Here is an 8,999-nt window from a genome sequence, read left to right as displayed (position 1 = left end):
GACAGCACCCTGCCCTACGGCTATCTCCACACCCCCGGCATCTACCGCACCACCCTCACCGCGCCGGACCTGTTCAAGACCTACCTGATCGAGCAGTTCGCGGTGATCCTCCGCAATCACGGAGGGGCCATCGAGGTCGGCGAGTCGGCGACCCGCATCCCTCTCCATTTCGCCATTCCCCCGATCGAGCGCATCGACGGCGAGGCAATCAATGCGCTACCCATTCCGTTGCGCGACCTGTTCGACGTACCCGACCTGCAGGATACCGACGACGAGATCGCCAACGGCACCTTCGTTCCCCCGCCCGGCGGCCCCTACCCGCTCGCCCATTTCACCGCCCCGCGCGTCGACTATTCGCTGCAACGCCTCAGCCACTACACGGGCACAGAGGCCGAACATTTCCAGAATTTCGTGATCTTCACGAACTACGCCTTCTACATGGACGAGTTCGCCCGCGTCGCGCAGCGCTACATGGACGAAGGCCATCCGGCCTATGACAGCTTCGTCGAACCGGGTGGCTTCACCACGCTGAACAAGCGGCTCGGCGGGGGCTCTTCAGGCGTGCGCGCCAGCCGCATCCCGCAAATGCCGGCGCTGCATCTCACCATGCCGCGCAACCGCGGCATCACCATCGTCAACATCGGCGTCGGCCCCTCCAACGCCAAGACCGCCACCGACCATATCGCGGTGCTCCGCCCGCACGCCTGGATCATGCTCGGCCACTGCGCCGGCCTCCGCAACTCGCAGGAACTCGGCGACTACGTCCTAGCCCACGCGTACCTCCGCGAAGACCACGTGCTCGATGCCGACCTGCCGGTGACCGTCCCCATCCCCGCCCTCGCCGAAGTGCAGGTCGCGCTCGAGCAGGCCGTCGCCGAAATCACCCATCTCGAAGGCATCGAGACCAAGCGCATCATGCGCACCGGCACCGTCGCCACCTTCGACAACCGCAACTGGGAGCTCCGCAATCAGGCCGAGATCACCCGGCAGCTCTCGCAATCCCGCGCCGTCGCCCTCGACATGGAATCCGCCACCATCGCCGCCAACGGCTTCCGCTTCCGCGTCCCCTACGGCACGCTGCTGTGCGTCTCGGACAAGCCGCTCCACGGCGAGCTCAAACTCCCCGGCATGGCCTCGGACTTCTATCGCACGCAGGTCAACCGGCACTTCCAGATCGGCCTCAGGGCGATGGAGATCCTGCGCGACCAGCCGCCCGAGCGGCTGCACTCGCGCAAGCTGAGGAGTTTTGCGGAGACGGCGTTCCAGTAGCGGTCTCAGGCGACTTTCCCGGCAACCGGTCGAGACGGATGTCCTTCCGTCCTCGCAGCCGGCTGAGGTCATAGGCGGCCTGCTGCCGCAGCCAAGCATCAGCTGCGGTCCCTTTACAGATTACATCACCGGCCGCGGCTTGCTGAAGTCCACCAGCGGCCGCACCTCGACCGAGCCCAGCTTGGCCATCGGATTGGTCGCCGCCATCCGCGCCGCCGCCTCGATGTCCTCCGCCTCGATCACCACGAAACCGCCGAGCACTTCCTTGGTCTCCATGAACGGGCCGTCGGTCATCGACACATTCCCCCCGCGCACCCGGACGGTCACGGCCTCGTTCGGCAGCGTGAGCGCCTCCGCCACTACGCCACCGGCCAGGAGACTCTGGCGGTTCATCTCCGCCTCTCCGAGAGTAGCGTTGCTGTCGGCCGAGCCGTCGAAGGCGGTCGTGGGATCGAAGTAGACGAGGCAAGCGTAGCGCATGGCGTGTTCCTCATTTCGCGCATCAGTGAGGAGTAGTCGCTCCGTCGCGCCCGGGATCGACATGCGTCTGGCAGAAACTTCAGATCAGTTCGTAGTCGATCTCCAGAAACCGCTCCACCTCGCGCTCCCACCGCTCCTTGACGAACTTCACGTGCTTGGGATGCGCGTCATAGGCGTCGTATGCCGCCTGGTCGGCGAACTCCATCGAGAAGCCGAACTCGTAGTCGTTCTTCTTCGAGACCTGCCTCAGTTGCTCGAACTTCTTCACGCCCGGGATTTCCTTCAGCACCATGGCGTCGCGCAGGAAGGCCTTTTCCTGCAGCGAGCCACGCGCATGCTTCAGCACGAAAATCACGCTGTGCCGGATCATCCGACCTTCTCCCCCAAAGTGACCGCTTCGCTGGCGGCAATTGCCGTCATATTGACGATTCCCCGGCTGGTGGTCGAGGGGGCAAGGATGTGGGCGGGAGCGCGCGGTCCCATCAGGATCGGGCCGACGGCCAGCGCATTGTTCATTTCCTTCAATAACGTCATCGACAGGTTGGCGCTGTCGAGGTTGGGGAACAGCAGGAGATTCGCCTCGCCTTGCAGCACCGAGGCCGGGATGTAGCGGCTGCGCAGGTCCTCATTCAACGCCAGGTCGCCCTGCATCTCGCCCTCGACGATCATCTCGGGCGCCGCGGCCTTCAGCTTCCAATAGGTCTCGCGCATCTTGAAGGCGCTCTCGCCGTCGCGCGAGCCGAAGTTGGAGTAGCTCAGCAGCGCCGCCTTGGCCTCGATGTTGAAGCGCTTGAGATGGTCGCGGGCCTGCAGCGCGATCGCCACCAGCTCGTCCGGCGTCGGGTCCATGTTGACGTAGGTGTCGGCGAGGAAGAACACGCCGCGCGGCATGATCAGCATGGAGAGTGCCGAAACGTCCTTCACCCCGTCCTGCAGGCCGATGATCGAGCGGATGTCGCGCACATGCTTGATGAAGCGGCCCTGGAAGCCGCAGAGCATGGCATCGGCCTCGCCGCGCTTCACCGACAGCGCCGCGATCACCGTGGTGTTGGTGCGCACGATGGTCCGTGCGATGTCGGGCGTCACCCCGTTCCGGCCGACCAGCGAGTGGAACAGCTCGACATAGTCGCGGTAGCGCGGATCGTCCTCGGGGTTCACCACCTCGAAGTCGCGCCCCGGCCTGATGGTCAGCCCGTAGCGCTGCAGCCGGCTCTCGATCACCTGCGGGCGGCCGATCAGGATCGGCTGCGCCATCCGGTCCTCGATCAGCACCTGCGCGGCGCGCAAGACCCGCTCGTCCTCGCCGTCGGCGAAGGCGACGCGCTTGGCCTGGCCCTGCACCCGGTCCATCACCGGCTTCATCACCAGCCCGGAGCGGAAGACGAACCGGTTGAGGCTGTCGTGATAGGCCTGGAAATCGGTGATCGGGCGCTTGGCCACCCCCGACTCCATCGCCGCCCGCGCCACTGCTGGCGCGATGCGGAGGATCAGCCGCTGGTCGAACGGGTTGGGAATGATGTGGTCCGGCCCATACACCGCCGGCTGCCCCGAGGGCGACACTTCCAGCCCCGGATCATGGGCGAGCCGCGCGATGGCATAGGACGCCGCGAGCTTCATCTCCTCGTTGATCGTCGTTGCGCCGACGTCGAGGGCGCCGCGGAAGATGAACGGGAAACAGAGGACATTGTTGACCTGGTTGGGATAATCCGAGCGCCCGGTGCAGACCATGGCGTCCGGCCGGATTTCCTTGGCCATTTCCGGCATGATCTCGGGGTTCGGGTTGGCCAGCGCCAGGATCAGCGGCTTCGGCCCCATCTTCTCGAGCATTTCGGGCTTCAGCGCCCCCGCCGCCGACAGCCCGAGGAAAATGTCGGCGCCGTCGACCACCTCGGCCAGCGTCGTCGCCTCCGATTTCCGCCGGAACCGCCCGCGCCATTTGTCGTCGAGGTCGTCGCGCTTGTCGGTCAGCAGCCCGTCCTTGTCGGCCACCCAGATGTTCTCGAGCCTCGCCCCCAGGGCGAGCAGGATGTTGAGGCACGCGATCGCCGCCGCCCCTGCCCCGGAGGTGCAGATCTTCACCTCCTCGATCTTCTTGCCGCTCAGTTCCAGCCCGTTCAGCACCGCCGCGCCGACGATGATCGCCGTGCCGTGCTGGTCGTCATGGAACACCGGGATCTTCATGCGCTCGCGCAGTGCTTCCTCAATGGCGAAGCACTCCGGCGCCTTGATGTCCTCTAGGTTGATACCGCCAAAGGTCGGCTCCAGCGGCCGCACCACCTCGATGAACTTGAGCGGATCGGTCTCGTCGATCTCGATGTCGAACACATCGATCCCGGCGAATTTCTTGAAGAGCACCGCCTTGCCCTCCATCACGGGCTTGCTTGCCAGCGCCCCGATATTGCCCAGCCCCAGCACCGCCGTGCCGTTCGAGATCACCGCCACGAGGTTGCCGCGCGCCGTGTACTTGAACACCGCATCGGGATCTTCCGCGATCTCTTCGCAAGGCGCTGCCACACCGGGGGAGTAGGCCAGCGACAGATCGCGCTGGTTGCCCAGCGGCTTGGTCGCCTGAATCTCGAGCTTTCCGGGTTTTGGGAACTGGTGGAAATGCAGCGCCGCCTCGCGCAACGCCTTCTTCTGATCGGTCACGTCGGCAGCCATCGTCACCCTCCCGGAACGTTGTGTGAGTGCCACTAATCGGGGGCGATGAAAAGGCGGCAGGCCGCGGAAACTGTCCACGGCGTTTGCCAGCCCGGTGCTCGCTGACCCAACCCCTGTCCCTCGCCCTACTCGGGAGGACACGCTCGCACAGGCGTCGGTGCTTTGGTCTCCCTCCCCCTGTTTAGGGGGAGGGGGCAGGGGTGGGGGTCCACAGCCACCAGCCCCTCGACTACGCTGCGCTAACCCGCGCCAGTTCCGGCACCGGCGCTTGCACCGGCGCATTCAACGCCCGCGCCAGGTCGCGAAATGCCCCGGCCTTCAGCGCCGGCGCAAACAGATACCCCTGCGCCTGCACCACCCCGCGCGCCCTCAGGTACAGCGCCTGCGCCTCGGTCTCGACCCCCTCTGCGACAATCTGGGTATTGAGGTCGCGCGCCATCGAGATCAGCCCGTCAAGCACCGGCACCGCCGACCCATCCGGCTTGATCATATCCACGAAGACCCGGTCGATCTTCACCACGTCGACCCCCAGCGTCTGGAGGTAGGCGAGGTTCGAATGCCCGGTTCCCGCGTCATCCATCGCCAGCCGGCAGCCCAGCGCATGAAGCCCGGCGATGACGCTCTGCGCCTGCGCCATCTTCTCGAGCGGCTTCCGCTCGGTGATCTCGAACACCAACTGCCGGAAGCTGATCGGTGAGCCGGCAAAGATCGTGTGCACGTCGTCGACGACATTGCCGTCGCGGAAATGCCCCTCGAACAGATTGATCGACACCTTCAGGTCGGGCATGTCGCGGCAGAGGTCCCCGAGATCGGACCTCACCTGCTGCATCAGGCTCACCGTCATCGGCAGCGCCAGCCCGGTCAGTTCCGCGTACTCGATGAACGCGCCGGGCGGCACCACCTCGCCGTTCTTCTTCTCCCACCGGCACAGCACCTCGCACCCGGCGAGCGCCCCGGTCCTCAGGTTGATCACCGGCTGGTAGTAGGGCTTCAGCTCCCCCGCCGCGATCGCCCGTTCAAGGTCGAAGGCCGGCAGGTCCGAGCGCCGCACATGTTGCAGCGCGATGACAAGAAACGCCCCGCACATCAGCGCCGCGACGACCGTGAAACTGGCATCGAGGTCGCCATAATCGGCGCGCACCATGGCGAACGGCACCGCCGCGGTAACCCGGATCGGCAATTCCCCCGCAAAACTCTCGGCGGTCACGAACTCGGTATTTCCCCGCTCGTCATAGGCCTTGGGGTCCCCGACCGTGACGATCTCCGCCCCATCGGTAAGCGCCACCCGCATCATCGACGTCGGCTTGAGGCCATTGAGCAAGCTGTCGCGCTCCGCCGCCAACACCGGCACGAAGGCCGAGACCTTGCGCGTCGCGCCGAAGGTCTGCGTCACCTTCAGCGCCGGCATCCGTAGGTCGCCGTAGCTCGCCACCTCGATGGTTTCGGTGTGATTGGGCACCGAGAGCGGCCGCGACAGCGGCGAGTACTTCACGTCCTTGCCCAAGGCGTCGCAGTACTGCACCCCGTCGCCGTTCTCGACGAGCACCTGCTTCAGGTAGAGGCTCTGCTCCATCTGCCGGTGGACATTGGCAATGAAGCTCGGCGTGCAGAGCGACGGGCTGTCGGCAAGGACACGACGCAGCGAAGCGATGGCATCATAGGCCGTCGCCTGGATCCGCCCCGCCACCGCATCGGCCGATTGCTGCAGCATCGCCCGCTCGCGCACCCGCACGTAGGAATCGAGCACGAAATCGACGGCCATGACCGGCAGGAACGCGGCAATGGCCGCGAGCAGCATCAGTACATGCGAGAACTTGGACTTCACCGCGCGAATCCGGCCCCAACGGAGATAGGCAACAAATGCCTAGCAGCGCGCGGTTTAAGAGAGTGTTAACGCTGATTGAGGCGGCGTGCCGGAATGGAACGGTTCAGCAACTGACAGCTCCTCCCCATCCTACCCATAAAGGGGAGGGTGCCGCATCGAGTGGGCGGCACCATCTCGCCCAACCCACCGGCGGGCACCTCCCTTTATGGGGGGGGTTGGGAGGGGGGCCGTCTGTCGCAGTCAGCAACGAAAAAGGGCGCCCGGGGGGAGCCCTTGTCTTATTCCGCCACCCGAATATGCAGCTCGCGCAGCTGCTTGGGCTCCGCCGGGCTCGGCGCCCCCATCAGCAGGTCTTCCGCCTGCTGGTTCATCGGGAAGAGCGTGATCTCGCGCAGGTTCTGCGCCCCGCAGATCAGCATCACGATACGGTCGATGCCAAACGCTGCGCCGCCATGCGGCGGAGCGCCATACTGGAACGCCCGGTAAAGCCCCCCGAACTGCTCCTCGACCTCGGTCCGTGACTTCCCGGTGAGCTCGAACGCCTTGACCATGGTCTCAGGCAACTGGTTACGGATCGACCCGGAGGCGATCTCGAAGCCGTTGCACACCGCGTCGTACTGGTACGCCTTGATGGTCAGCGGGTCCTCGGAGTTGAGCGCATCGATCCCGCCCCGCGGCATCGAGAAGGGGTTGTGCGCGAAATCGACCCGCTTCTCTTCCTCGCTCCACTCGTAGAACGGGAAGTCGACGATCCAGCAGAGCTTGAACTGGTCGAGCTGCGTCAGGTTCAAATCGAGCCCAACCTTCACCCGCGCCTCGCCAGCGAAGCGATACATCTTCTCCGGCCGGCCCAGGACAAAGAACACCGCGTCACCGTCGTCGAGCCCAAGCCGCGCACGGATCGCCGCGGTGCGTTCTTCGCCGATATTCTTGGCCACCGGGCCCGAACCGGCGCCATCCTTGAAGAAGATATACCCCAGCCCCGGCTGCCCCTGGCCCTGCGCCCAGGAGTTCATCCGGTCGCAGAAGGCGCGGCTGCCGCCGGTCTTCGCCGGAATGGCCCAGACCTCGACCTTGTCGTCGCTGGCGATCTGGTTGGCGAATACGCCGAAGCCCGAGCCACGGAAGTGCTCGGTGACGTCCTGCATCTCGATCGGGTTGCGCAGGTCCGGCTTGTCCGAGCCATAGGTGCGGATCGCCGTGTCATACGGAATGCGCGGCCACTGGCTCGTCACCGGCTTGCCGTCGGCGAACTCCTCGAACAGCCCGGTGATCACCGGCTCCATGGTGTCCCAGACTTCTTCCTGGGTGACGAAGCTCATCTCGAGGTCGAGCTGGTAGAATTCGCCCGGCAGCCGGTCGGTGCGCGGGTCCTCGTCGCGGAAGCACGGCGCGATCTGGAAGTAGCGGTCGAATCCCGCCACCATCAGCAGCTGCTTGTACTGCTGCGGCGCCTGCGGCAGCGCGAAGAACTTGCCCGGATGAATCCGGCTCGGCACCAGGAAATCGCGCGCCCCTTCAGGCGACGAGGCCGTCAGGATCGGCGTCGAATACTCGGCAAAGCCGATGTCGCCCATGCGCCGGCGCATCGACGAGATCACCTTGGTGCGCTTGACGATATTGGCGTGCAGCGTCTCGCGACGGAGGTCGAGGAAGCGGTACTTGAGCCGGATGTCCTCGGGATAGTCGGGCTCGCCGAACACCGGCAGCGGCAGTTCGGTGGCCTCTCCAAGCGCTTCGAGCTCGCGGATGAATACTTCCACCTGGCCGGTCGGCTGGCGCGGGTTCACCGTCTCGGGCGTCCGCTGCTTCACCTCGCCATCGACGCGGATCACCCACTCGGCGCGCACCCGCTCGGCGTCCCGGAACGCCGAGGAATCGGGATCCACCACCAGCTGGGTCAGCCCGTAATGATCGCGCAGGTCGATGAACAACAGCCCGCCATGGTCGCGAACGCGATGCACCCAGCCCGAGAGCCGCACGTTATTACCCACATCACCCTGGCGAAGGGCGGCGCAGGTGTGGGTGCGATAGCGGTGCATTTCACTCATCTCTTGTCTCTGAGGCAGGCGGATTTCGGGGCCGGACAAGCGCATGCGAGGGCGCAATTGTCAAGTTGAGCGCAGCCACACACCGCCGGCCCGCGATTCGATGCTGGCAGGGTCTGAATTGGCCTGTTATGCAAGCGTTCTAGTCTTTATGCCCGTGAAAGAGTCTTGATGGAGCTCATTACTTCGACCGACGTGCTCGCCGCCTTTTCAAAGCGCGCCGCCGGTTATGATTTCGTGACAGTCGATACCGAGTTCTTGCGCGAAACAACCTACTGGCCGAAGCTTTGCCTGCTGCAGGTGGCAACTCTGGACGAAGCGGTCCTGATCGATCCGCTCGCCCCCGGCCTCGATTTGTCGCCGTTCTTCGAATTGCTCGCCAACGCCAAGGTCCGCAAGGTCTTCCACGCCGCGCGCCAGGACATCGAGATCTTCGTCAAGCTCACCGGCAAGGTGCCCCTCAACATCTTCGATACCCAGGTTGCTGCTTCGGTCTGCGGCTTCGGCGACAGCGTCTCTTACGACAATCTCGTCCGCGCCATCACTAAGGTCGAGCTCGACAAGTCCTCCCGCTTCACCGACTGGTCGGCCCGCCCCCTCACCGAAAAGCAGAAGGTCTACGCCCTCGCCGACGTCACCCACCTCCGCGATGTCTACGCAGTGCTGTTGAAGCAGGTCGACGACACCGGCCGCTGGGACTGGGTCGAGGACGAGCT

General features: G+C 65.0%; 6 protein-coding genes and 1 pseudogene. 2 read left to right on the top strand and 5 right to left on the bottom strand.

Annotated elements, in window-relative coordinates:
* Positions 1-1,269 (top strand): AMP nucleosidase (locus tag JWQ89_RS14220; protein WP_299642052.1); only part of this gene is annotated, 1,269 nt, incomplete at its 5' end.
* 120 nt (positions 1,270-1,389) lie between these two features.
* On the opposite strand, the gene JWQ89_RS14215 is transcribed toward JWQ89_RS14220, so the two are convergent.
* From JWQ89_RS14215 to aspS, 5 genes are all read right to left on the bottom strand, one after another.
* A complete protein-coding gene (locus tag JWQ89_RS14215; RefSeq protein ID WP_299642050.1) occupies positions 1,390-1,749 on the bottom strand; it encodes a YciI family protein in 360 nt (119 codons plus the stop codon).
* Positions 1,750-1,828: 79 nt separating this feature from the next.
* Positions 1,829-2,119 (bottom strand): Dabb family protein, encoded by a 291-nt coding sequence (locus JWQ89_RS14210; RefSeq protein WP_299642049.1) that lies wholly within the window; start codon positions 2,117-2,119, stop codon positions 1,829-1,831.
* Entirely contained in the window at positions 2,116-4,410 is a 2,295-nt protein-coding gene (locus tag JWQ89_RS14205) for an NADP-dependent malic enzyme (protein ID WP_299642048.1), read from the bottom strand. The genes JWQ89_RS14210 and JWQ89_RS14205 overlap by 4 nt, the downstream gene beginning before the upstream one ends.
* A gap of 229 nt (positions 4,411-4,639) precedes the next feature.
* Complete coding sequence (locus JWQ89_RS14200) at positions 4,640-6,235, bottom strand: EAL domain-containing protein (protein WP_299642046.1); 1,596 nt, start codon at positions 6,233-6,235, stop codon at positions 4,640-4,642.
* A 278-nt stretch (positions 6,236-6,513) separates the two neighbouring features.
* On the bottom strand, positions 6,514-8,277 hold the full coding sequence (aspS, locus tag JWQ89_RS14195) for an aspartate--tRNA ligase (RefSeq protein ID WP_299642054.1): 1,764 nt from the start codon (positions 8,275-8,277) through the stop codon (positions 6,514-6,516).
* A gap of 177 nt (positions 8,278-8,454) precedes the next feature.
* Here aspS and JWQ89_RS14190 point away from each other — a divergent pair.
* Positions 8,455-8,999, top strand: a pseudogene (locus JWQ89_RS14190) (ribonuclease D); the annotation flags it as partial.

The organism is Devosia sp. (genome assembly GCF_028290645.1).
GTDB lineage: Bacteria > Pseudomonadota > Alphaproteobacteria > Rhizobiales > Devosiaceae > Devosia_A.
The sequence above is the reverse complement of the archived record's forward strand: the minus strand, read 5'-3'. Positions and strand labels throughout refer to the sequence as shown.

Bases quoted from the DNA above. Each gene is read 5' to 3' on its own strand.
- JWQ89_RS14205 (WP_299642048.1), bottom strand. From the start codon at position 4,410: ATGGCTGCCGACGTGACCGATCAGAAGAAGGCGTTGCGCGAGGCGGCG.
- JWQ89_RS14215 (WP_299642050.1), bottom strand. From the start codon at position 1,749: ATGCGCTACGCTTGCCTCGTCTACTTCGATCCCACGACCGCCTTCGAC.
- JWQ89_RS14210 (WP_299642049.1), bottom strand. From the start codon at position 2,119: ATGATCCGGCACAGCGTGATTTTCGTGCTGAAGCATGCGCGTGGCTCG.
- aspS (WP_299642054.1), bottom strand. From the start codon at position 8,277: ATGCACCGCTATCGCACCCACACCTGCGCCGCCCTTCGCCAGGGTGAT.